Annotated in this window: 20 protein-coding genes and 3 tRNA genes; 8 read left to right on the plus strand and 15 right to left on the minus strand. The window is 68.4% G+C overall.

Annotation, left to right across the window (positions count from 1 at the left end):
- Positions 1–17 precede the first annotated feature (17 nt).
- The 4 genes from OG293_RS24970 to OG293_RS24985 all read right to left on the minus strand — a co-directional run bounded on the left by OG293_RS24970 (position 18) and on the right by OG293_RS24985 (position 5,544).
- Positions 18–1,940 carry an ABC transporter ATP-binding protein gene (locus OG293_RS24970; protein ID WP_406001016.1) on the minus strand — a complete coding sequence of 641 codons (1,923 nt, stop codon included), beginning with the start codon at positions 1,938–1,940 and terminating at the stop codon, positions 18–20.
- The gene (locus OG293_RS24975) at positions 1,937–3,670 is read right to left on the minus strand and encodes an ABC transporter ATP-binding protein (RefSeq protein WP_406001017.1); all 1,734 of its coding nucleotides are present in this window, start codon (positions 3,668–3,670) and stop codon (positions 1,937–1,939) included. The genes OG293_RS24970 and OG293_RS24975 overlap by 4 nt, the downstream gene beginning before the upstream one ends.
- Positions 3,671–3,761: 91 nt before the next feature.
- Complete coding sequence (locus tag OG293_RS24980; RefSeq protein WP_406001018.1) at positions 3,762–5,207, minus strand: FGGY family carbohydrate kinase; 1,446 nt, start codon at positions 5,205–5,207, stop codon at positions 3,762–3,764.
- A 37-nt stretch (positions 5,208–5,244) separates the two neighbouring features.
- Positions 5,245–5,544: a YtxH domain-containing protein gene (locus OG293_RS24985; protein ID WP_406001019.1), complete on the minus strand. Its 300-nt coding sequence runs from the start codon at positions 5,542–5,544 to the stop codon at positions 5,245–5,247.
- A 180-nt stretch (positions 5,545–5,724) separates the two neighbouring features.
- Here OG293_RS24985 and OG293_RS24990 point away from each other — a divergent pair.
- From OG293_RS24990 to OG293_RS25000, 3 genes are all read left to right on the plus strand, one after another.
- Positions 5,725–5,797: transfer RNA gene (locus tag OG293_RS24990), tRNA-Asn, on the plus strand.
- A 5-nt stretch (positions 5,798–5,802) separates the two neighbouring features.
- Positions 5,803–5,875: transfer RNA gene (locus tag OG293_RS24995), tRNA-Asn, on the plus strand.
- 190 nt (positions 5,876–6,065) lie between these two features.
- Positions 6,066–6,139 (plus strand) — tRNA-Ile (locus OG293_RS25000).
- An 86-nt stretch (positions 6,140–6,225) separates the two neighbouring features.
- Here the strand turns inward: OG293_RS25000 and OG293_RS25005 are convergent.
- The 5 genes from OG293_RS25005 to OG293_RS25025 all read right to left on the minus strand — a co-directional run bounded on the left by OG293_RS25005 (position 6,226) and on the right by OG293_RS25025 (position 10,766).
- Entirely contained in the window at positions 6,226–7,431 is a 1,206-nt protein-coding gene (locus OG293_RS25005; protein WP_406001020.1) for a tyrosine-type recombinase/integrase, read from the minus strand.
- On the minus strand, positions 7,428–8,462 hold the full coding sequence (locus OG293_RS25010) for an IS110 family transposase (RefSeq protein WP_406001021.1): 1,035 nt from the start codon (positions 8,460–8,462) through the stop codon (positions 7,428–7,430). The genes OG293_RS25005 and OG293_RS25010 overlap by 4 nt, the downstream gene beginning before the upstream one ends.
- 328 nt (positions 8,463–8,790) lie before the next feature.
- Complete coding sequence (locus OG293_RS25015; protein ID WP_406001022.1) at positions 8,791–9,327, minus strand: hypothetical protein; 537 nt, start codon at positions 9,325–9,327, stop codon at positions 8,791–8,793.
- On the minus strand, positions 9,324–9,542 hold the full coding sequence (locus tag OG293_RS25020) for a hypothetical protein (protein WP_406001023.1): 219 nt from the start codon (positions 9,540–9,542) through the stop codon (positions 9,324–9,326). Before OG293_RS25020 ends, OG293_RS25015 begins: the two co-directional genes overlap by 4 nt.
- Before the next feature lie 537 nt (positions 9,543–10,079).
- Positions 10,080–10,766 (minus strand): Crp/Fnr family transcriptional regulator, encoded by a 687-nt coding sequence (locus OG293_RS25025; RefSeq protein WP_406001024.1) that lies wholly within the window; start codon positions 10,764–10,766, stop codon positions 10,080–10,082.
- A 448-nt stretch (positions 10,767–11,214) separates the two neighbouring features.
- On the opposite strand from OG293_RS25025, the gene OG293_RS25030 reads away from it, so the two are divergent.
- Together OG293_RS25030 and OG293_RS25035 are read left to right on the plus strand one after the other, a co-directional pair.
- Positions 11,215–11,607 carry a carboxymuconolactone decarboxylase family protein gene (locus OG293_RS25030; protein ID WP_406001025.1) on the plus strand — a complete coding sequence of 131 codons (393 nt, stop codon included), beginning with the start codon at positions 11,215–11,217 and terminating at the stop codon, positions 11,605–11,607.
- 2 nt (positions 11,608–11,609) lie between these two features.
- Positions 11,610–11,822, plus strand: coding sequence for a hypothetical protein (locus OG293_RS25035; RefSeq protein WP_406001026.1), 213 nt, complete (start codon positions 11,610–11,612; stop codon positions 11,820–11,822).
- Positions 11,823–11,870: 48 nt separating this feature from the next.
- On the opposite strand, the gene OG293_RS25040 is transcribed toward OG293_RS25035, so the two are convergent.
- Entirely contained in the window at positions 11,871–12,248 is a 378-nt protein-coding gene (locus OG293_RS25040; protein ID WP_406001027.1) for a hypothetical protein, read from the minus strand.
- Positions 12,249–12,818: 570 nt separating this feature from the next.
- Between OG293_RS25040 and OG293_RS25045 the strand changes: the two genes are divergently transcribed.
- The 3 genes from OG293_RS25045 (at position 12,819) to OG293_RS25055 (ending at position 17,045) form a co-directional block, all read left to right on the plus strand.
- Entirely contained in the window at positions 12,819–14,639 is a 1,821-nt protein-coding gene (locus tag OG293_RS25045) for a glycoside hydrolase family 15 protein (protein ID WP_406001028.1), read from the plus strand.
- Between the two features lie 385 nt (positions 14,640–15,024).
- The gene (locus tag OG293_RS25050) at positions 15,025–15,219 is read left to right on the plus strand and encodes a hypothetical protein (protein ID WP_406001029.1); all 195 of its coding nucleotides are present in this window, start codon (positions 15,025–15,027) and stop codon (positions 15,217–15,219) included.
- A 245-nt stretch (positions 15,220–15,464) separates the two neighbouring features.
- On the plus strand, positions 15,465–17,045 hold the full coding sequence (locus OG293_RS25055; RefSeq protein WP_406001030.1) for a GMC oxidoreductase: 1,581 nt from the start codon (positions 15,465–15,467) through the stop codon (positions 17,043–17,045).
- A 90-nt stretch (positions 17,046–17,135) separates the two neighbouring features.
- Here the strand turns inward: OG293_RS25055 and OG293_RS25060 are convergent, their stop codons facing one another.
- From OG293_RS25060 to OG293_RS25080, 5 genes are all read right to left on the minus strand, one after another.
- A complete protein-coding gene (locus OG293_RS25060) occupies positions 17,136–18,176 on the minus strand; it encodes a cytochrome d ubiquinol oxidase subunit II (RefSeq protein WP_406001031.1) in 1,041 nt (346 codons plus the stop codon).
- Positions 18,176–19,660, minus strand: coding sequence for a cytochrome ubiquinol oxidase subunit I (locus OG293_RS25065; RefSeq protein WP_406001032.1), 1,485 nt, complete (start codon positions 19,658–19,660; stop codon positions 18,176–18,178). The genes OG293_RS25060 and OG293_RS25065 overlap by 1 nt, the downstream gene beginning before the upstream one ends.
- A gap of 79 nt (positions 19,661–19,739) precedes the next feature.
- Entirely contained in the window at positions 19,740–21,065 is a 1,326-nt protein-coding gene (locus OG293_RS25070) for an NAD(P)/FAD-dependent oxidoreductase (RefSeq protein WP_406001033.1), read from the minus strand.
- 6 nt (positions 21,066–21,071) lie between these two features.
- Positions 21,072–21,866 carry an SDR family oxidoreductase gene (locus OG293_RS25075; RefSeq protein WP_406003704.1) on the minus strand — a complete coding sequence of 265 codons (795 nt, stop codon included), beginning with the start codon at positions 21,864–21,866 and terminating at the stop codon, positions 21,072–21,074.
- A gap of 514 nt (positions 21,867–22,380) precedes the next feature.
- On the minus strand, positions 22,381–22,911 hold the full coding sequence (locus OG293_RS25080; RefSeq protein ID WP_406001034.1) for a potassium channel family protein: 531 nt from the start codon (positions 22,909–22,911) through the stop codon (positions 22,381–22,383).
- Positions 22,912–22,936: the final 25 nt, after the last annotated feature.

The following is a 22,936-nucleotide window of genomic DNA, read 5'->3' on the forward strand; positions in this document are numbered from 1 at the left end:
CGAAAGCGCCCCGGCGCCTACTCCACCTCGACGACCGCCTGCGCGAACTGCGCGGCGTACAGCCGCGCATAGGCTCCCTCCGCGGCCAGCAGTTCGTCGTGCGTGCCCTGTTCGACGATCGCGCCGCTCTCCATCACCAGAATCACATCCGCGTCCCGGATGGTGGAGAGCCGGTGCGCGATGACAAAGCTCGTACGGCCGGCCGCGAGCCGCGCCATCGCCTTCTGGATGAGCACCTCGGTACGGGTGTCCACCGAGCTGGTCGCCTCGTCGAGCACCAGGATCACCGGGTCGGACAGGAACGCCCGCGCGATGGTGATCAGCTGCTTCTCGCCCGTGCTGACGCCCGAGCCCTCGTCGTCGATGACCGTGTCGTAGCCGTCGGGGAGCGTACGGATGAAACGGTCGGCGTGGGCCGCGCGCGCCGCCTCCTCGAGCTCGGCCCGGGTGACCGTACGGGAGGCCCCGTACGCGATGTTGTCCGCGATCGTGCCACCGAACAGCCAGGTGTCCTGGAGCACCATCCCAATCTGGGACCGCAGCTCCTCACGGGACATCTTCGCGATGTCCACGCCGTCGAGGCTGATCCGGCCGCCCGTGACCTCGTAGAACCGCATCAGCAGATTCACCAGCGTCGTCTTGCCCGCACCCGTCGGACCCACGATCGCGACCGTGTGACCCGGCTCCACGCTCAGCGACAGGTCCTCGATGAGGGGCCTCTCCGGCTCGTAGCGGAAGGCGACCTTCTCCAGAGAGACCTGTCCGACGCGGCGCTCCGGCCGCTCGGCGGACGGCTCGTCCGCCTCCTGCTCCTCCGCGTCGAGGAGCTCGAAGATCCGCTCGGCCGACGCGACGCCCGACTGCACCAGGTTGGCCATCGAGGCGACCTGCGTCAGAGGCATCGAGAACTGCCGGGAGTACTGGATGAACGCCTGCACATCGCCGATCGACAGCGTGCCGGAGGCGACCCGCAACCCGCCGACCACGGCCACCAGCACATAGTTGAGGTTCGAGATGAAGAACATCAGCGGCTGCATGACCCCGCTGTTGAACTGGGCCTTGAAACTCGCCTCGTACAGCGCGTCGTTCTGCTCGGCGAAGTCCGCGGCCGACTCGTCCTGCCGCCCGAACACCTTCACCAGCGCATGGCCGGTGTACATCTCCTCGATATGGGCGTTCAGCTTGCCCGTGGACTTCCACTGCTGCACGAAATGCGGCTGCGAACGCTTGCCGATCTTCGTCGCCACGACGACGGAGACCGGCACCGTCACCAGCGCGACCAGGGCGAGCAGCGGTGAGATCCAGAACATCATCGCCAGCACTCCCACGATGGTCAGCAGCGAGTTGATCAGCTGTCCCATCGTCTGCTGCAGGGTCTGCGAGATGTTGTCGACGTCGTTCGTCGCCCGGCTGAGCACCTCGCCGCGCTTGGCCCGGTCGAAGTACGACAGCGGCAGCCGCGACAGCTTCGCCTGCATGTCCTCGCGCATCCGGTACACAGTCCGGTTGATCACCCGGATCGACAGCCGGGTCGCCACCAGCATCAGCAGGCCCGCGACCACGTAGATCGCCAGCGCGACCAGCAGTACCTGCCCCACGGCGCCGAAGTCGATGCCCTCGCCGGGCGTGAAGTCCACGCCGGAGAGCATGTCGGCGAGCGAGCCCTGGCCCTTGTCCCGCAGGCCGTCGATGGCCTGCGCCTTGGTGGTCCCCTCCGGCATTCCGCGTCCGACGACCCCGGCGAAGACCAGGTCCGTCGCCTGCCCCAGCACCTTCGGCCCGACCACCGCGAAGGCGACGCTGAGCACGGCCGCGGCGAGCATCACCCACAGCGCGGCACGTTCCGGCGCGAGCTGCCGCAGCAGCCGTTTGCCCGACCCCTTGAAGTCCATGGACCGCTCGACGGGGCCCATCACCATCCGTCCGCCCGGCCCGCTCATGCGGCCTCAGCCTCCGTCAGCTGCGAGAGCACGATCTCTCGGTAGGTCTCATTGCTCTCCATCAGCTCGTGATGGCTTCCGCTGCCCACGACCTGCCCTTCGTCCAGGACCACGATGCGGTCGGCGTCCCGGATGGTCGACACCCGCTGGGCGACGATCACGACCGTCGACTCGGCGGTCTCACGGGCCAGCGCCCCGCGCAGCGCCGCGTCCGTCGCGTAGTCGAGCGCCGAGAAGGAGTCGTCGAAGAGATAGATCTCCGGGCGCTGCACCAGCGTCCTCGCGATGGCGAGCCGCTGCCGCTGGCCGCCGGAGACATTGGTGCCGCCCTGCGCGATCGGCGCGTTCAGCCCGCCCTCCAGGTCCCGGACGAAGTCGGCGGCCTGGGCCACCTCCAGCGCCTGCCAGAGTTCCTCGTCGCTCGCGTCGGGCCGGCCGTACCGCAGATTGGTGGCCACGGTGCCGGAGAAGAGATAGGGCTTCTGGGGCACGAGCCCCACCGTCTTCGCCATCAGCGCGGGATCGAGCTCGCGCACGTCCACGCCGTCGACGAGCACCTCACCGCCCGTGGCGTCGAACAGCCGGGGCACGAGACCGAGCAGTGTCGACTTGCCGCTGCCCGTCGACCCGATGATCGCGGTCGTCTCGCCGGGCCGCGCCACCAGCCCCACGCTTCTGAGCACCGACTCCTCCGCCCCCGGATAGCGGAACTCCACGTCCCGCACCTCCAGATGTCCGCGCCGGCGCAGCTGCCGCACGGGCTCGGCGGGCGGAACCACACTCGAATCGGTGCCCAGCACCTCTTCGATCCGCTCGGCACAGACCTCCGCGCGCGGCACCATCATGAACATGAAGGTGGCCATCATCACAGCCATCACGATCTGCATCAGATACGCGAGGAACGCGGTCAGCGCGCCGATCTGTATGGCACCGCTGTCGACCCGTTGGGCGCCGAACCAGACGACGGCCACGGACGACACGTTCACGACCGTCATCACGGTCGGGAACATCAGCGCCATCAGCCGACCGGTGGACAGGGACACGTCGGTCAGGCGGGTGTTGGCTGCGCGGAAGCGCTCCTTCTCGTACGGGTCGCGTACGAAGGCGCGGATGACGCGGTTGCCGGTGATCTGCTCCCGCAGTACCCGGTTCACCGTGTCCAGGCGCTCCTGCATGGTCCGGAACAGGGGCCGCATCTTCTTGACGATCAGCGAGACGGCGATGCCCAGCACCGGCACCACGGCGAGCAGCACCGCCGACAGCGGCACGTCCTGGCCGAGCGCCATGACGATGCCGCCGACGCACATGATCGGCGCCGACACCATCAGCGTGAACGCCATCAGCACCAGCATCTGCACCTGCTGGACGTCATTGGTCGTACGGGTGATCAGCGAGGGTGCGCCGAAGTGGCCGACTTCCCGCGCGGAGAAGCTCTGTACGCGGTCGAAGACGGCCGCTCGGACGTCACGCCCGAGCGAGGCCGCGGTCCGCGCGCCGAAGTAGACGGCTCCGATGTTGCACACCACCTGGAGGATGCTCACAGCGATCATGAGCGCCCCGACCTGGAGGATGTAGCCCGCGTCCCCCTTCACGACACCGTTGTCGATGATGTCCGCGTTCAGGGTGGGCAGATAGAGGGTGGCGCTGGTCTGGAACAGCTGGAGCGCCACCAGCAGGGCGATGGGTTGTCGGTACGGACTCAAATACGTCCGCAGGAGTCGTATCAGCACGCGCTGTCTCTCGGAGTCGGCAGATCTGGGGGTCCTCCCAATCTTCCGACACTCCGCCCCCCGAACCCCAAGGGATTAATTCAAGGCAGGGTCAAGATGCCGGGTTGAACGCCCCCGGATGGATCTGCTCCCGCGTCGCGCCGTACTGCTGGCGCACCGCCTGACCCACCGCCAGCTCGTCGCCGGGCCCGAAAACCTGCGCCGAGGCCCCCTGCCAGGCCGGCGGGACGGCAGGGGACAGCGTTCCCTGCGAGACCCCGAGGGCCCAGGCGGCCTGGCGGGCCGCGCCGAGCGCCGCGTAGTCGGCGGGCTGCGGCACCACGACCTGCGCCCCGAAGATCGCGGGCGCCGCCGCCTGCACCGCGGGCAGCTCGGCTGCGGCGCCCAGCAGAAAGACCCTGCGCACCTCGACCCCGCGCCCGCGCAGCACGTCCATCGCGTCCGCCAGCGAGCAGAGCATGCCTTCGAAAGCGGCGCGCGCCAGATGCTCGGGCTTCATCGACTCACGGCGCAGGCCGCTCAGTGTTCCGGCGGTGTGGGGAAGTCGCGGAGTGCGCTCGCCCTCCAGATACGGGAGCAGGACAAGTCCGGATGAACCGGGCGTCGACTTCATGGCCAGCGCGGAGAGCTCGCTGAGCTCATCGAGACCCAGCATCTCGGCCGCCCCGCGCAGCGCCCGTACGGCATTGAGCGTGTGTACCACCGGCAGGTGCATTCCGGTCGCATCGGCGAAGGACGTAATCATCCCGCTCGGATCGGCCAGCGCCTCCTGGTGTACGGCCATGACGGAACCCGACGCGCCCAGCGACACCACAGCGTCGCCGACACCCACGCCCAGACCGAAGGCCGCCGCCATCGTCTCGCCGGTCCCGGCGGAGATCAGCAGCCCCTCGGGAGTGGTGCCGGCCGCCTCGGCCGGGCCGAGCACCTCGGGCAGCGTGACCTGGTGCCCCAGCGCCAGCTCGACCAGATCGGTCCGGTACGAGCCGGTGCCCGCCGACCAGTAGCCGGTGCCGGACGCGCCCCCACGGTCCGTGGTCCTGCGGGCGGGCCGGCCGAGCAACTGCCACACCAGCCAGTCGTGCGGCTGCATGACGCCCGCGACGCGCTGCGCCGCATCGGGCTCGGAGCGCGCCATCCAGCGAAGTTTCGCCACCGGCTGCGCCGACTGGGGTACGGAGCCGACGGCCTCGGCCCAGGCCTGCCGCCCGCCGAGCGCTTCGATCAGATCGGCCGCCGCGACCTGGGCCCGCTTGTCGTTGCCGAGCAGGGCGGGACGTACGAGGCCGCCCTGGGCGTCCAGGGTCACCAGGCCGTGCTGCTGGGCGGAGACGCCGATGGCCTGCACGCCTTCGAGCAGCCCGCCGGCCGCCGCGTCGCCGAGCGAGAGCAGCCAGGCCTGCGGATCGATCTCGGTGGCCTTGGCCTCCATAGGGTGCGGTGCATACCCCTGGCGCAGCACGGCGCCCGTGTCCGTGTCGCAGACAACGATGCGCGTGAACGCAGACGAACTGTCCAAGCCGGCAACTATCCCCATGACTGAAGATTCTGCCGCACCCGCGGAGGTATGCACGTCACGTGTTGGTTGTTCCCCAGTCGTCCTCGCCGCTCGCGCTCCGCTCCCTGAGGGACCGCACACGCTCGGCGACCGAGTCGGGCATCTTGTCCCCGACCTTGTCGCTCACCGCGTGGAAGGCCTTACCGGTCACCTGGCGGCCGTTGTGCGCGGCGGACTCGACGGCATTGCGCACCGCGGGGTTCTGGGAGAACTGGCGTACGGACTTCTTCAGCTGCTCGTAGCGCTCGCGCCCGGCCCGCGTGCCGATCACGTAGCCGAGGGCCAGTCCGGCGACGAACGTGAGCTTGTACCGCATGGCTGCCACCCTTCCCTTGCATCGGGGTTCCGCGTTCCGCGCCTACCCGTCGTGGCCCGTGATCACCCGAGCCCATACCGATTGGCGGAGCACCCCCCTGCTTGCGCTAATGTATGTGTCGCAGCGAGCGCACGCCCCCCGGGACGCCCGGGGTAGGTACGTTCGGTGCACACGCAGCAATCCCCTGTAGCTCAATTGGCAGAGCAGCCGGCTGTTAACCGGCAGGTTACTGGTTCGAGTCCAGTCGGGGGAGCGCGATCCCCTGTAGCTCAATTGGCAGAGCATTCGGCTGTTAACCGGAGGGTTGCTGGTTCGAGTCCAGCCGGGGGAGCAGACATCGGAAGAGGGCCCTTCGGGGCCCTCTTTCATGTGTAGTGACGATCTTCCGACCGGCTTCTGGAACCGGGCAAGGGGCAGCGCAGTCCTCATGGTTGTGCGAAGCCGACCATCCGAGGCAGGAGATCGTATGAGCGGCTATGCTGCGGCAGACGGCGCGCACATTTGTGCGCGACGCGCCGTTAGGGGCGGTAGCTCAGCCGGTTAGAGCAGCGGACTCATAATCCGTCGGCCGTGGGTTCGAGTCCCACCCGCCCCACTGCGCGCTACGCGTGAAGAAACCTTCTGACCAGTGTCTTCGCTGGTCAGACGGATCTTGCTGGTGATCGTGACGGCCCTGTTGGATCACGAAAACGTGGTCCAGGGGACGTACAGGGGACGCAGGGGCAGGCCGCCTGGGACTTTCCCTCGTCTGGCTCGTCTCCAGGGGACCCCGTGGCCCTGGCGTGCGTCGTCGTCTTGCAGCGACAGAGTGGCCGAGCCGTGGCGAAGGTCGTGCAGGCGTATCGAGGGAAGGTCGAGGACTTCTGCGATTCGTTTGAAGCGCCGACTGATCCAGTCGGGGTGGTACGCGTCGCCGTTCTCCTGGGTGAAGACGCGTCCGGACTCGACCCGGGCCTCGTGCATCTGCCTCGTCTTGCGCTCCTCCCTGTCCTGCTCTTCCTGCCATTCACGCAGGACGGACACAGACTCCGTGCTGGCGGCAATGGTGCGAACGCTGTCAGCCTTCGGGTCTTCGCCGTACGTCTTGTAGGCCACCTCCACGGTTTGAGCCGAGATCCGCACCCAGCCGCCGTTGAGATTCACCGCTGACCACGGCAGGGCGCACGACTCTCCACGTCGGAAGCCGAAGAAGACGAAGCTGTGCCAGAGGGGGTACAGCCGGTCGGCCAGCATCTCGTCGAGGAACTTGCCGGTCTGCTCGGGTGTCCACACCATGACAGGCGAGGGTCGCTCGCCGGTCCTGCGCCATTCCTCGACGCGTTCGTCAGTCCACACCAGGGGCTTGGGCCGTTTGGCGGGCGGCAGTTCGGCCAGATTGGCCCAGTTCTTGGCGATCAGCTCCTTATCGACAGCGTCGCTCAGGGCGGAGCTCAGTGTGTCGTTGATGCGATGCTGCGTGGCCGGCCCCGTGATCTTGCGGAGTCCTTTGCGGCCTTCCCGCAGGACGGCGTTCGCGTCGAGAGAGGCGGGCCTGCCCGCACTGAGAGTGGCGATAACGAGTGCCGGGGAACATCCCCGCGGGTGCGGGGCCGACACTTTGTGACCTGGGATGTTAGTCGTGTGAGTCCCTGTTCTCGATGAGTTGGAACCTGCCGCCATGGTGTTGACGTCGTGGTAGGCCCAGGTGATCCAGCCGGTGAAGGCGAAACCGGTGGGTGCCTTGAGGGTGAAGGTGACGTCGCCGGGGTTCACCGGGTCCGGGACGGTGCTGAGGATGGCGATGGTGAGGTGGGCCGGGACTCCTCCTGCGGCATCTTCGACGATGCCCTGTTGGGTGATCCACAGCTTCTTCTCGGATCCTGACTGAATAGCGCCTCTGTGTGTCAAGCGGCTGCGGCAAGTTGGGTTCGCTGATCGCGTTTCATGATCCGGTAGACGACGTTGGACAAGCGGCGCTTGAGCGCCCGACGGGCCTCGGCCGGGGTCTTGCCTTCGGCGATCTTGCGGAGGTAGTACTCCTGGCCGCGCCCGCCGTCGCGGATCTGGCAGATGGCGATGATGTGGAGTGCGCTGTTCAGAGCTCTGTTGCCTCCGGTGTTGAGGCGATGGCGGACGTTCCTGCCGCTGGAGGCGTCCAGGGGCGCGCTGCCGACGTAGCTGGCGAAGTGGTGCTCGGTCGGGAAGCGGCTGATGTCTCCGATGTGGCCGAGGACCTTCGCAGCCAGCACCGTGCCCAGTCCGGGCAACGACGTCAGGCTGGTGCGTGCGGCGGCGAGAGCGTCACGCATCTGGGCCTCGTTGTCCTTGACCTGGCGGTCGAGCCTGCGTAGGTCGGCCAGCAGATCGCGCGCGATATCGCGCCGACAGTTGTCCGTCGCGGTGGTCGGCCGGATGCCCTTCATCAAGATGGCGGCCTTCTCAGACGACAGACGGGTGGGGGCTCCGCCGGGCAGCAGGTCACGCAGGACTGCGTGGAGGCGGTTGATTATGCGGGTGCGCTCGTTGACCAGGTCGTTGTGTCGCTCGGTCAGCAGCCGCAGGATCGTGGACTGGTCCTCTGCGGTGACCTTACGCAGGTCGGTGCGGAACAGAGCGACTTGGGCGACGTGGAGGGCGTCGGCGGGGTCGGTCTTTCGGTCCCCGCCGGTGGCCAGGAGGCGGGCCCTGGCTGACAAGGTCGAGGGCACGTCGACGACGTCCTCGCCTGCGGCTGCGAGCTGCTGGGCGAGAGTCCGTCCGAGGCCGCCGGCGCCTTCCACCGCGAACCGGCGCTCGGGCCATTGGTCGCTCCAGCGCATCAGCTGTCCGAAGGTGCCGGCGTTGACGACGAAGCGCCGCTGGCCGATCTTGTGGCCAGCGGAGTCGATAGCGACGGCGGTATGTGAGGACTTGTGGGGGTCGATCCCGATCGTGATCACGCGCGTCCTGACCTGGTGCTCGATGGGGCAGAAGTGTGCGGTGGGCACCCTGACTTGAAGTAGCGGTCACACACATTCATGCCTCTGTCGAGCCACACCGCGCGGGTGCCGGCCGGCGGCGGCACGCTAATCATGAGCCAGCCCGCAGGGCGGCAAGGAGCTATGCGAGCCCGTGCCGACCGGCACCCTGGACGCTACGGCTGCAGACCGGGCGTCTGGGGTCGATTCAACAAGTCAGGAGCCTTGGTCTGGGTGGCCATGTTTTCCTTTCCGTGGTGTCCCTCGTGGCGGAGCCACATGGGCGCTGTTGGGGGTTAGTGGGCAAGGCTCAGTCGTCGGGGTTGATGACTTCGGCTTTGAACTTGCCGGGGGGTGCGGTGCCGACTTGGGCGACGCCGTCGGTGTGGCGGCCGGGCTGGGCGCCGTGGGTGGCTTCGATGCCGCAGATGTAGACCAGTGCGCCGGTGTCGTCGGCGTTGGTGTTGAGGTGCACGGGGTAGGCGAAGGTCAGTGTGCGTCCGTCGTCGCTCACCGTGGCCTGTACCGGAGGCAGGTTTCCGCTGGTGGTCTGGTCCTTGTGCTTGTACTGGGCGCTTACGGTGCCGTTCCAGCGGAAGCCGGTCGGTGCGGTGAAGACGTGCGGCAGTTCGCCTTCGTCGGCCTGCTCCGTCCAGTTCGGTGTGCGCACGCAGACGTTGATCGTGGTTCCGAGACCGTCGGGGGCGTCTTCCACGCCGCCTTCCTGCCACACCACCAACGGCGTCGGCGGTGTCTTGCGGGCGGTGACGTCGGTGCTCGCCTCACCGTGCTGTTGGGCGGAGGTGTTCGCCTGGGTCGGCGAGGTGATCGTGGCGGGGATCGTCAAGGTCCCGGTGAACTGGGGTCGATCGTCCCGGACAGGGTCACCGTGGCGGTGCCGCCCTTGAGCAGGCTCAGCTCCTTGCGCACAGTCCCGCCAGCCACCTTGCCCTCGCCCTGGACGATTCCGCCGTCCCCACTGGCGAGCCGCAACTGCACGCCGCTCCCGCCCTGCGGCATGGCTGGCCGGTCTGGCTGTTTCGCGTGTTCCGTGGTCATCATCCCGCCAAGATCTGCTGCACAGCAGACAGTTCCGGTCCCGCCTCGCCCGGCCCGGGGGCGTCGCGCGGGTACCGGGGCAGGGCGATCGACCGATCGGGCCGGTCAGTTCACTTCTGGGCGAATGCCGGCCCGCGGATCTCACCGCAGTCGTGCTTTATTCTTCTCGATCAGTCGACTAGGTGATATTTTCTCTTAGAGACTTCTGCGATCGTGGAGAATTCTTGGATCTTGTCCACCGTCTCCATGACTTCAGCAACGCTGAGATCCCCATCGCCGCGTACGGCTTCTCGGTAGTCGTCAAGACCCGCCTGCAAAGCGGTCTGAGGCTAGTTGAACTTCTCCTGAGCCAGGTCGAGCTTGGTCGACATGTGCACCACCTCTTCGATTTCCGCGCACGAGAGATTGCTTGGGTTCTGGTGCTTGTTTCCCGAATCACCCGGAGTGCTGCCGACTAGCGTTACCCGCTGCGTGGATCTCCGGGATGGGCCCTGGGCGGTCGGCGCGCAAGGTGCTCGCACCCCACCGGGCATCAGACCTTCAAGCCTGGCTCAACCTCAAGCGGCGCGCAGCTCGGCAGGTCGAGGTTTCACGCCGATGGCGATAGGGCACCTCGCTTTCGGGAAATAACATTTGGCCGAGCGCCTGCATGGGACGCGTAAAGCCCGGGTACGACTCAGGCTGCACGGGGAGAACGTAACGTCCATGTCCGCCCCCTTTCCGGGAGTGCGGTAGAGGCTCCGCCTCGTGCATGACCCGACAGGATATCGCCCTCGGGGTCGGACATTCATCCAGCGCAATGCTCGCAACGCCTGTCGGCGAAGACCGTTCGAGGCAACGCGAATGCGTCCTTGCGCGTGTATTCGAGGAGCGGACATGGCAACTGCTGCGGCAACGAAGGTAGACATCGTCAACGGCGTGCGGAGATCGCGGCGTCGGATAGCAAGAAGCGGTGGAGTCGGCGCGGCTCATGACGCAGACGGTGACGTCGTCCGGGCATTCGGCGAAGTTGTCGTACATGCGCTGCCCGAGCAGCACCGTCTCGCCGAAGATGGTGCCCGGGCTGATGATCGCTGCGGTGAGGGCACGGCCGTCGGCGGAGACCCGGAAGATGCGAACGCGTCCCTTCTTGAGGACGAACAGCAACTCGGAGGGCTGGGAGCTCGAGTACAGCAGTTCGCCTGCGCTGTGGGTCTTCATCGGGGCCGCAGCGGCGATGGCGTCCATCTCTGCGTCGTTCAGGTCGCGCCTTCTCGGCGCCCCGGTTCCGCGGCCCGGCCGGTGCGCTTGCCCGAAGGTGGTGCCGGCGATCGCGTCGTCCCGGCGCCCACAGCGTGGAGCGAGTGATCCCGCTGGCGTGGGAGGGGCCTAGATCGGAGACGAGCTGATGGTCCGTCGGCCCCGCCGCCACCGACGCCGCTCTGGACCGGCCCGGGACGAGGGACTTCGACTTCACAGGCCGTCCGATACGCGGGTGGTCGTCGTCGCGTCCTCCGCACTGTCCCTCCCAGGACGAGCTCTCGACGCTTGGATCGAGGCGGGACACGCCCTCGCGGCAAGCCTGCCACCCAAATGAGCCGGAGGAGGCAGTCGTGGCAGCGGTCGCACTGGCCGTCGGCCCGCTCTAACGTGGAAGGAGGGTGTCGGTTTCGCTGCGTTGAGAGGAGTGGTCGCCATGGCGGGACGGAGCCGGAGCGAGGTCGAGGCGGACATCAAGGAGACGCTGGGTCTGGTGCCCCATTTCTTCTCACGGATCCCCGATGACCTGCTGGACTACGAGTGGGAGATCTTCAAGAAGATCGAGCTCGGTCAGACGCTCATCCCGAACAAGTACAAAGAGCTGATCGGGATCGCGTTGCACTCGGAGACGAAGTGCCGTTACTGCACGCTCTTCCACACCGAGGCCGCGAAGCTGTTCGGGGCCACCGACGAGGAGATTCAGGAAGCCGTCCACTACGCGAAGAACAGCCTCGGCTGGAGCGCGTACCTCAACGGTATCCGTGAGGATTACGACGACTTCGAGCAGGAACTCGGGCAGATCAAGGACTACCTGGCATCGAAGGGATAACCATGCAGCTCGAGTGGGCCCGGCCGGGCGTCCTGCGCGCGACCGCTCACGCCTTCGAGTTCGCTGCCCTGGTGGCTGCCGCCCGATTCGTGGCCGAGTCCGCTCCCTCCGACATTCCCGAGGAGGCGCTGGAACAGCTTCGACAGGTCCTCCAGGATTACGACGCCCAGGCACTGCGTCTGCGCGAGGCCGCGCCCCGCACCGGGGGCGCTTGAGCGGAGACTGGGCGACCTCGGCGGCGGCTTGGGCTTCGTCGGGAAGGTTCACAGGGCGCACTCGCACACCAACGCGTCGAAGGTTCCGTCCGGGTAGGGGAGTCGTTCGGCGTCCCCGGTGGTGAGGCTGGTATTGCCGGCGAGTCCTGCGGCCTGGGCAGCGCCCTGGGCGAGACCGTTGAGATCACCGGCCTCAACGACCCCAGCGCCCACAACCACGGCAAACTCAGCGGCGAACTCGCAGCCAGCCACTGACTGGCCTCGTACCCCGCGCAGCAGGCCCCTGGGGTATCGACACGTAGAAACTCGGCCCATAGGTGTGCCCTCGGAGCGAATGCGTGCTTCGACCTCCTCCCAGACGGGCGCGTGGGCGAGCGCCCCGAGCTGGTGCTGCTCCACCTCGGCAGCGACGCCGGAGATGGCCATTTCGACCGGCTCGATGACGATGGATCCGCGTCGGTCGAGTTCCAGCTACGGAGACCGCGCAGCACGGCGTTGGCCGCACCCGCCAGGATGTCGCACTCGACCGCGTCACCGTCTGGGTTGTGCGCCAACTCGGGAAGGGCCACCAGGTTGAAGACATAGCGGTCGTCGGTCAGGAGCCCGACCGCCCGACAGCTGAGATCAGGACGCACACCAGTCGGAGGTGGATCATCTGCATGCAACCTCCATCACTCGGCCGGCGGCCGCACCGGGGCACGCGGTGCCCGGGCACGCCCGGCCGCCCCAGCCAGCAACGTACGCGGGGCAAGGCGGTCAGCAAGCCGAGAGGTACGGCTCCAGTCAGTGGGCCACGGTCACTTCAGGCGCCCGCCAGGGCCCCGGCTGCGGCGGCCTTGAGACCCGTCGACGTTGCGCCGCAAGGGTGCCGGCCACTGCGGAGTGTTGTGGTCGACGGCCGTGGGCGACCGGTCGTCGACCGCTTCGATGTGACAAGGACGAGCAGGTTGTCGGACAGTGGATGCAGGGGGCTTCTTCCGAGACTTCGGAGCAGCCATGGACCGCTACCCTCCCATCGCCGACCACGGCCTGGTGGGCGACCTGCAGACCGCCGCGCTCGTCTCGTCACAAGGCGTCGTCGACTGGTTCGCGGCTCCCAGGTTCGATTCGCCCAGCGTCTTCGCCGCGCTGCTCGACCACGACGGCGGCGGGTACATGCGGCTGGCCCCCGAGCACCCTGACGGGACCTGCAAGCAGCTCTACTACCCCGACACGGCCATCCTCGTCACCCGGTTCCTGTCGCCGGACGGCGTGGGCGAGGTGGTCGACTTCATGCCCCCGGGCCGGACCCGCACCGCCACCGACCGGCACACCCTGATTCGCCTGATCCGTGCCGTGCGGGGGACGGTCGACTTCACCCTCGAGTGCCGGCCGCGCTTCGACTACGGCCGGGCCGAGCACGAACTCGAGCTCGGCGAGGGGGGCGCTCTGTTCCGGGCACCGGGGATCGACGCGCACCTGCAGTCCACCTTCCCGCTGGAGCGGGACGGCCGGGATGTGCGCGGAAGGGTGACGCTGAACTCCGGCGAGTCCGGGGGCGCCGTGTTCACCGTCTGCGCGTCCGGCGGTGAGGCGCCCGCACCCCCCACGGTCGACGGGCTCACCGCACAGATGGAGGAAGTCGCCCGGTTCTGGCAGCAATGGCTGCGCCAGTCCCGCTACCGGGGACGGTGGCCCGAGCTGGTGCACCGCTCGGCCATCACCCTCAAGCTCCTCACCTACGCCCCCACCGGCGCGCTGATCGCGGCGGCCACCACGGGTCTGCCCGAGCAGGTCGGCGGCGAGCGGAACTGGGACTACCGATTCACCTGGGTACGCGACGGCTCGCTGTCCGTGCGGGCCATGCTGGATCTCGGCTTCGTCGAGGAGGCCACCGCCTTCGTCCACTGGCTGGTGGACCGGCTGCGTGAGTGCGAGGGGAAGGAGGGCGAGCCGCTCCAGACGATGTACCGGATCGACGGCAGTCCCGACCTGCCGGAGGAGACACTCGATCACTTCGAGGGCTACCGCGGCTCATTCCCCGTTCGCATCGGCAACGGCGCCGCCGACCAGCTCCAGCTGGACATCTACGGCGAGGCCCTCTACGCGGTGTCCCAGGGGGCCGAGATCGCGCCGCAGGCCAGCTTCGAGGGGTGGCAGGCGATTGCCAGGACGCTTGACTGGTTCGCCGAAAACTGGGACCGGCCGGACGAGGGCATCTGGGAGACCCGCGGCGGCCGCCAGGACTTCACCTACAGCCGGGTGATGTCGTGGCTCGCCTTCGACCACGGAATGCGGCTTGCCGATTCCTTCCGCAGGCCCGCCGACCTGGAGCGGTGGCGCGAGGCGAGGGACGCCGTATTCGATCAGGTCATGGAGCGCGGCTGGAGCGAGAAGGAGCGCGCTTTCGTCCAGCACTACGACGGCGATGTCCTGGACGCCTCGCTGCTGCTCATGCCCAGGGTCGGGTTCGTCGCTCCCCGGGCCGCGCCGTGGCTCTCCACGCTTGACGCGATGTACCGCAAGCTCGTCTCCGACAGTCTCGTCTACCGCTACGACCCGTCGGCATCACCGGACGGGCTGCGCGGCTCGGAGGGCACGTTCAGCCTGTGCACCTTCCTCTACGTCGACGCGCTGGCCCGGGCGGGGCGGCTGACCCAGGCCCGTTACACCTTCGAGAAGATGCAGACCTACGCCAACCACGTCGGGTTGTTCGCCGAGGAGATCGGTCCCAGCGGGGAGCAACTGGGTAACTTCCCCCAGGCCTTCACTCACCTGTCCCTGATCATGGCCGCCCTCACCCTCGACAAGGAACTCGACGTGGAGGACGGGCGCTGAGCGATGGTCACGCGTGCGAGTCCGGCAGGACCGCCGCCGCTGACCGCGGCCGAGTTCGCCGTGCTGTAGCGGCACCTGCTCCCGCGCGCCGCCTGGGCCAACGGCGAGCGGGGAGCTTTGGATCGCTCACCCCCGCCCGTGTGCTGGCCGCCACCCGTGAGTCATCGACACCGGCTGACTGGGACTGGACGACCCGCAGTCGCGGCAGGCGCGGGAGCAGCACAACTGTGACATCCGTGAAGGTGTAGGGGATGACGACGGCCGCGAACCGCGCCAAGATGGCTGCCGGCCGTCCACTCGACGACGAGGATCGCCGACCGTGGCTGATGTCCCTCGCCGACTGGATCCGGGAGGCGACCGGCTCCGGTCGCGGCGGGGTGATGGCGTGCCCGGCTCTCCGCACGAATACCGGGACTTGTTCCGCGGCGCGGACGCAGGCGTGTGGTTCCTGCACCTGGCGCTCGAACGGGCGACCGCCCACCAACGGGTCGCCGGACGCGTGGGCCATTTCATGCCGGGCCGGCTGGTGGACTCCCAGTACACCGCCCTCGAACTGCTGCGACCGGACGGCCCGGGCTGACCGTCGACGCGGCCACCGACCCGCAGAGCATCGTCGACGAGGCGTCGAGTGCCGTGCGGGCGATCGGTTGAATGGGCAACCCGTTCAACACCGGCCCGGTCGCCGCCCTCAAGGGTTACCGATAGCCTGAAAACAGGTACTAAACATCCCGATCATACGTATATGCGTCCGACGTAGCACGTCACGGGCCCCTCCGGGCCGGCGCTATGCCAGGGCAGCAACGACTCCTGGAACGGGACCTTCGCATGGCTGACGATCAGCACTTCGACGTCATCATCATTGGAACCGGAGCGGGCGGCGGTACGCTCGCCCACCGGCTGGCACCCACGGGCAAGCGGATCCTGATCCTGGAGCGGGGCGACTACCTGCCGCGGGAGCGGGACAATTGGGATTCCACCGCGGTCTTCGTCAAGGGCAAGTACCGTGCTCCCGAGTTCTGGTACGACAAGCACGGCAATGAGTTCCCGCCGGAGGTGAACTACTACGTCGGGGGCAACACCAAGTTCTACGGCGCCGCGCTCTTCCGTCTTCGGCCCGAGGACTTCGGCGTTCTGCGCCACCACGACGGCCTCTCACCGGCCTGGCCGATCCGCTACGAGGACCTGGAGCCGTACTACACCCAGGCGGAGCGCCTCTATCTGGTGCACGGCCGGCACGGCGAGGACCCCACGGGAGGGCCGACCAGCGCGCAGTATGCCTACCCGCCCGTCGCGCACGAGCCACGGATCCAGCAGCTCAGCGACGACCTGGAGAAGGCCGGTCTGCGCCCGTTCCATCTGCCCATCGGCGTGAATCTCACCCAGGACGAGAACGGCGGGGCCACCCATTCCAGCGTCTGCATCCGCTGCGACCGGGTCGACGGCTTCCCCTGCCTGTTGGGCGCCAAGTCCGATGCGCAGGTGATCTGCGTCGACCCTGCGCTGAAGCACGACAACGTCACGATGGTGACGAACGCCCATGTACGGCGCCTGGAGACCGACCCGACCGGACGCACCGTCACCAAGGTCGTCGCCGAGCTCAGCAACGGAACGACCGAGGAATTCGGCGCCGACATCGTGGTGGTCGCCGCCGGCGCGGTCAACTCCGCCGTGCTGCTGCTGCGTTCTGCGAACGACAAGCACCCCGGCGGCCTGGCCAACAGTTCGGACGTGGTGGGACGCCACTACATGCGTCACAACAACCTGGCGCTGATGGCGGTGTCGAAGGAACCGAACCCCACCAGGTTCCAGAAGACCCTGGCGCTGAACGACTGGTACCTGGGCGCGGACGACTGGGACTACCCGCTCGGCGGCATCCAGATGCTGGGCAAGTCGGACACCGATCAGATCCACGGCGAGGCACCTCGCTGGGCCGGCGCGGTCTCGCCCGACATGCCGTTCGAGGTACTGGCACACCACGCCGTCGACTTCTGGTTGTGCGGGGAGGACCTCCCGCTGCCGGAGAGCCGTGTCACCCTCGACAAGGACGACGCCATCCACCTGGCTCTCGACGAGAAGAACAACGTCGCAGGGCTCAAGCGCCTCCAGCACAAGCTCCAGGGGATGCTCGGTCATCTGGGCATGCACGAGCACCACCTGCTGCCGCACAGCATCTACCTGCACAAGGGCATGCCGATCGGGGCCACCGCGCACCAGGCCGGCACCGTGCGGTTCGGCGAGGACCCGAAGAGTTCGGCCCTCGATAGCAATTGCAAGGCCCACGACCTGGACAACCTGTACGTCGTGGACACGAGCTTCTTCCCCAGCATCGGCGCGGTGAACCCGTCACTTACCGCCATCGCCAACGCCCTTCGGGTCGGCGACCACATCGCTGCCCGACTGCGCTGACGGGGTGTCGCACGCAGCGACGACGGAGCCCGCGGCGGGTGGCACGTCCACCCGCCGCCGGCTTCGTCCGCGTGAACCGGCGCAGCGCCGCTACCGGTTGTCCCCGGGTGTTCTGGCGGCCCCGGTGTCGGCGTCGGCGAGCGGCTCCAACTCACCCAGGGTGTCGAGCCGGTAGAGCAGCACCAGCGCCGGGCCGACCAGCACGATCGCGATGGCCGTGACGATCACCAGCCAGTTCAGGGTGTGTGCAGCGCCGGCCGCCTCGGCCACCGTCAGTGTGGTGGGCAGCAGGTAGGGCCGCTGCGCGAAGCCCCAGGCGCCGACCGTGAGGGCGACGCTCGCCACCGAGGTGTATCGGGTCCAGCCGTGGGACCGGCGCCATAGCAGCAGCGCCGTGGCCAGACCGCAGACTGCCGCCAGGATGATCAGAAGCAGGCCCCAGCCCCCGGTGAGGCCGTCCCAGACGTACCGGGCGTCGTCGTGGGTGACGGGCAGGGCGATGAGTGCGAGGACGACGACGGCGGCGAAGGCGAGCAGCGCCCGCACCCGGAAATAGTCGACGAGGTCGTCCGCGTCGAAGCGTCGCGCGTCGGAGCAGAGGAAGACCGCTCCGAGGAACGCGGTGGCGGCGATGGCCAGCAGACCCGTGAGGACGGAGGTTCCGTTGGCCCAGGCGTCCGCGGAGGCGGTCGTGCCGACCTTGACGTGACCGGAAGCGATGCCGCCGAGCACCGCCCCGAGGAAAAAGGGCGTGAGCAGCGATGAGACGGCGAACATCGCGCCGTAGACCCGTCGCTGGGCCAGTCTGTGGGACGGCTTGCGCAGGGCGAATCCGGCGCCGCGGAGCACCAGCCCGACGGCCGCGAGCGCGAGCGGCAGCCACATTGCCTCGAAGACGGCCTGGAACATGGTCGGGAAGCCGGTCCACATGACGACGAAGACGAAGATCAACCAGACGTTGTTGGTCTCCCAGACCGGTGCCATGGCGTGGTCGATCAGCCAGCGGGGCCGCTTGCCGCGCTCCGCCCCTCCGGCCATGAGGTCCCAGAAGCCGGCGCCGTAGTCGGTACCCCCCGCACAGGCGTAGGCGGCGATCGCGACCACCAGGACCCATGCGATGAATTCGGCCATTACGACGCACCGCCGGAGGCGTTGTCGGACCCACCACCGGGCGCGGCCCCGGCGGCCGCGGGCTCGGGCTCGCTTCTGGGCCCGTAGGGGGTGTCGGTCTCAGGGGGCGGTTCGGCGCGCGCGGCGGCCGCGCCCTCGTCGGCGATGCGCCAGCGCGTGCGCATCTTCAGGACGACCGCGAGGAACGAGCCGAAGACGGCCACGTACACGACGATCACGATGCCGAGCATCGCCCACAGCGATCCGGCGTGGGTGGTGGTGACGGCCTCCGAGACCCTCATGTGGTTGTAGACGATCCAGGGCTGGCGGCCGACCTCTGTGGTGATCCAGCCGCACTCCACGGTGAGAAGGCACGCGGCTCCCGCGATCGCGGCGCAGCGGTAGAACCAGCGGCTGCCAGGGTTGTCCCGGTGCCGCCACCAGGACCAGGCGTACCAGAGCGCGAGCAGGATCAGCAGGCTGCCGATGGTGACCATGATGTCGAAGGCCCAGTGGGCGATGGTGGCCTGGACGGCGGTGGGGCGGTCGGCGGCAGGCACCGACGTCAGGCCGGTCACCTTTGTGCTGGGCTTGAAGCCGGCGAGGATGGAGTCCAGCTGCGGGATCTTGAGCCCCCCGGAGATCGTGCCGTCGCTGTTCAGCCGTCCGAACATGTACTCGGGCACGTGGGTGTCGGTCTTCCAGACGATCTCCATGGCGGCGAACTTGACCGGCTGCTTGTGGAAGACGGCGCGGGCGGCGGAGTCGCCGAGCATGAACTGGACCGGGGTGAGGATCGTGGCCACGGTGAACGGCAGGGTGAAGCCGAGCCGGTGATAGCGGTCGCGGCGCCCGCGCAGCCAGCCGACCGCGTACACGCCGGCGACCACGTAGCCGGCGGTCAGGAACATCGCGACCACGAAGTGCCAGTACTCCGGGCCGAAGATCGGTGTGAAGATCGCCTGTCGCACATTGACGTGGACGGGATTGCCCTGGGCGTCGAGTTTGAACCCCTGCGGGGTGTTCATCCAGGAGTTGGCCGCGATGATGCCGAACGCCCCCATCAGGGCGGCCAGCGGCAGCGGTACGGCCAGCCAGAAGTGCGTCCACGGCTTGAGCCGGCGCCAGCCGTAGAGGTAGATCGCGATCAGGACGGCCTCCAGGAAGAACGCCCAGGCCTCGACGCCGAACCCGAGGCCGAAGACGTCGCCCCAGCGGCCCAGCATGCCGGGCCACAGCAGGCCGAGTTCGAAGGACAGCACGGTGCCGGTGACGACGCCGATGGCGAACTGGACAGCCATGACCGCCGACCAGCGCCGTGCGAGTTTGAGCGCAACGGGGTCGTTGCGGCGAAGCGCCCGGTGATGCATCAGCAGCGTGATGAACGGCAGCGCCACTCCGAACGGGACCAGCAGAATGTGCGAGGCCAGCGTGAAGGCCATCAGCTCACGAGCCGGCAGGAGTTGGGGCGGGGTGTTCGCCAGAATGGCGGCGGTGCTGAGCATGTGCGCCTCGATGGTCTGCCCCGCGGGGGTGGCGGGGCTGGGGAGGGACAGGATGCGGAGGGGGCGGCCGGGGCTTTCGTCAGGGAGGCGGCCCAGACGCCCTGCCGGTAGACGCCTCGCTGTCGGGCAAGGTGAAGGCGCGCTCGCGTCGCGAGCTGGTGGCGAAGGAGACGGACCAGCTGAGCACCGCTCCCAGCCTGCTGCGGAATCCGGTGAGGAAGGCCAGGTGGATGAAGAGCCAGGCGAGCCAGCCGGTGAAACCCGAAAGATGGAGCGGACCGGCCTTGACGACGGCCCGGCCGCGGGCGATGTAGGCGGCGCTGCCGAGGTCCCGGTACTTGAAGGGCTTCGGCTGCTTCGTCCTGCCTTCCACGGCGTGGCGCACGACCCGGCCCGCGTAAGCGCCCGACTGCATGGCGACCTCGGCCAGGCCCGGCAGCCGGTTCAGGCTCATCACGTCGCCCGTGACGCGGATCTCCGGATGGCCGGGAAGGGTGAGGTCGGGTTGCACGGCGATGCGTCCGGCCCGGTCCTGCGTGGCACCGGTTGCCCGGGCCAGCGCGGCGGCAATCGGCGGCGCCTCGACCCCGGCCGTCCACAGCACGGTGCGTGCCTCGAACCGCGTCGCTCCGCCGTCACGGCTCTTCACCGTCAAGCCGTGCGCATCGATGTCGGTGACCATCGTGCCCAAGTGGAGCTCCACGCCGAGGCTCTGCAGGGTCCGGGCCGCGCGACGTGCCAGTACAGGGCCGAATGCCCCCAGCACCTCGTCGGAGCCCTCGAAGAGCAGCACACGGGCCTGGGCGGAGTCGATCGTCTGGAACTCCCGGTCGAGCGTATGGCCGGCGATCTCCCTGATCTGGCCTGCGAGTTCGACACCGGTCGGCCCGCCGCCGACGAGCGCGAACGTGAGCCACTGCTGCCGCTCCCGGTCGTCTGCGGCCATTTCGGCCATCTCGAACGCCTCATAGAGCCGCCGGCGGATGCCCAGCGCGTCGTTCAGGGTCTTCATGCCGGGGGCGTGCGCGGCGAACTCGTCGTGCCCGAAGTAGGACTGGCGCATCCCGACCGCGACGATCAGATCGTCGTAGGGCAGCTCGACAACTCCGCCGTCGGGCCGCCGGGCGTGGACCAGCCGGGCCTCGGCATCCACGTCGGTGGCCTCGGCGAGCAGACAGCTCACGTTGTGGTGGCGTCGCAGTACCCCGCGGAGCGGCTGAGCGATCTGCCCCTCGGACAGGATCCCGGAGGCGCACTGGTACAGCAGCGGCTGGAAGAGATGATGGGCGCGGCGGTCGACCACGGTCACGGCGACCGGTGACCGCCGAAGCGCGCGAGCGGCGAACAACCCCGCGAACCCCCCGCCGAGGATGACCACCCGGCGGGGCGTCACATGGTCTTGCACAGGGGATCAGCCTCCGGTGGCGAAGCCGGGGAAGAGCGTCATCCCACCGTCGACGTAGAGCGTGGTGCCCACGACGTAGTCGAGCAGATCGGACGCCATGGCGACGACGGCGTTGGCGATGTCGTCCGGATCGCCCACCCGGTGGTACGGGATGAGGCGCAGCAGGTCGGCCTCGGCCTCGGGAGTGGACCAGGCGTCGCGGTTGATCGGGGTGCGGATCGCGCCGGGTGCGACCGCGTTCACCCTGATGCGCTGGGGGGCCAGCTCCTGGGCGAGGGTCTGCATCAGCATCCCCACACCACCCTTGGAGGAGGCGTAGTTCACGTGCCCCGACCACGGGACGATCTGGTGGACCGAGCTCATACAGATGATCTTCCCGGCCGACCGGGACACCTCCCCCACCACACCGCGGCGAACGAACTCCTTGGCGGCCTCGCGCGCGCAGAGGAACTGGCCGGTCAGGTTGACGTCGATGACCTTCTGCCACTGGGCGAGGGTCATGTCCGTCAGGGCCGCGTCCCGCTGAAGGCCCGCGTTGGCCACCATGATGTCGATGGTGCCGAACTCCTCGACCATCCGCGCGACCATGCCGACCACTTGGTCCTCGTCGGACACGTCGGCCTCGTGGGCGTAGGCGCGAACCCCGAAGTCCTTGATCTGCGCAACGACCTTCTCGGCCTCGTCCTTACCGACGACGTAATTCACCACCACGTCAGCTCCGGCCCGGCCCAGAGCAACGGCAGTCGCCAGGCCGATTCCCGAGTTGGCACCTGTCACCAGCGCCTTCTGGCCCCTGAGCAGCTGCGCGGACGTCGCCCCATGGTGTACGTCGCCATTTCCTGCCACCACGTTTTCTCCTTCAGCGTTTGGGAGGGCACGCACGCCGGAAATTGGCGACGCGCATGGAGGGCTGAGAGCCGGTCGGCCCGCCAGGGCGCGTGGGAGCCGTCGCATGCCCGGCGCCCCGACCCAAGCACCCAGCGCCGCGAGCAGGGCAGACCGGCGCGCCGCGCAGCCGTATTTCGGCCAGGCATGTCACACGGTCGGGTTACGAGCTGCTCCGTGCCCTCTCCCGACCCCTCCTCCGGGGGCGCCTGGTGTGCCTGCGCCCCCCGAGCGACACCCAGTGGGATGAGCCCACTCCTGGTTCAGCCACGTCCGCGGCCGCCGCCATGAGCGCCCATGTCCTCCACGACGGCAATCCGTACCCGCCCCGCGCCCGGTACGTCATCGACCGTGGCGGCACCGTCCACTGGGCATTCGTCAACACCGCCTCCACGACCTGCGGCGCCGTGCCGCCCATCGCACTCACCGCTCACCTGTCCTTCGGGTCCCGTTGCCGCAGGCCGGCGCGGACGGCGCTGACCACCATCCGGACCGCCACTCCGACGAGCAGGATTCCGCCGGCCATCAGGATCATCGTCATGACGCGTGCGGTGTCAGTGCGGGCGGTGATGTCGCCGAAGCCGACGGTGCTGAACACGGTGAGCGCGAAGTACAGGGTGTCGGTACGGGTCAGGGGCTCGGTGAAGCTGCCGGGTGCGGACCGCTCCAACAGAAAATACGAGGAGGCGAAGACCAGCACGAGCAGCGTCACGACGGCGGCGAGCGACTCCGCGGCCCGCAGTTGCGGGTGCGGGGAGCGGACGATCGCACGAAGCGTCCAGACGAACAGGGCCGTCACGGCGATCAGACCGAGGACAAGACCGGCTACCGTGCCGCCGTCGAATGATGCGTCCACGGGCAGCAGGTAGTAGGCGACGACCAGTCCGGACTCCATACCGATCGACCGCGCCACCGCCAGCAGGGTCGCGCGGCGGCCGGGTCCTGTGTGGTCGTCCGCCATGTCCCGCTGCCCTCCGGATCGTCGT

The sequence above is a fragment of the Streptomyces sp. NBC_00829 genome (assembly GCF_045161795.1).
Taxonomy (GTDB): domain Bacteria; phylum Actinomycetota; class Actinomycetes; order Streptomycetales; family Streptomycetaceae; genus Streptomyces.

Coding starts and splice junctions, on each gene's coding strand:
- OG293_RS25035 (WP_406001026.1), top strand. CDS start 11,610: ATGCAGCTCGAGTGGGCCCGGCCGGGCGTCCTGCGCGCGACCGCTCAC.
- OG293_RS25065 (WP_406001032.1), bottom strand. CDS start 19,660: ATGCTCAGCACCGCCGCCATTCTGGCGAACACCCCGCCCCAACTCCTG.
- OG293_RS24980 (WP_406001018.1), bottom strand. CDS start 5,207: ATGGGGATAGTTGCCGGCTTGGACAGTTCGTCTGCGTTCACGCGCATC.
- OG293_RS25060 (WP_406001031.1), bottom strand. CDS start 18,176: ATGGCCGAATTCATCGCATGGGTCCTGGTGGTCGCGATCGCCGCCTAC.
- OG293_RS25045 (WP_406001028.1), top strand. CDS start 12,819: ATGGACCGCTACCCTCCCATCGCCGACCACGGCCTGGTGGGCGACCTG.
- OG293_RS25030 (WP_406001025.1), top strand. CDS start 11,215: ATGGCGGGACGGAGCCGGAGCGAGGTCGAGGCGGACATCAAGGAGACG.
- OG293_RS24985 (WP_406001019.1), bottom strand. CDS start 5,544: ATGCGGTACAAGCTCACGTTCGTCGCCGGACTGGCCCTCGGCTACGTG.
- OG293_RS25080 (WP_406001034.1), bottom strand. CDS start 22,911: ATGGCGGACGACCACACAGGACCCGGCCGCCGCGCGACCCTGCTGGCG.
- OG293_RS24970 (WP_406001016.1), bottom strand. CDS start 1,940: ATGAGCGGGCCGGGCGGACGGATGGTGATGGGCCCCGTCGAGCGGTCC.
- OG293_RS25040 (WP_406001027.1), bottom strand. CDS start 12,248: ATGGCCATCTCCGGCGTCGCTGCCGAGGTGGAGCAGCACCAGCTCGGG.
- OG293_RS25025 (WP_406001024.1), bottom strand. CDS start 10,766: ATGGACGCCATCGCCGCTGCGGCCCCGATGAAGACCCACAGCGCAGGC.
- OG293_RS25020 (WP_406001023.1), bottom strand. CDS start 9,542: ATGATGACCACGGAACACGCGAAACAGCCAGACCGGCCAGCCATGCCG.
- OG293_RS25055 (WP_406001030.1), top strand. CDS start 15,465: ATGGCTGACGATCAGCACTTCGACGTCATCATCATTGGAACCGGAGCG.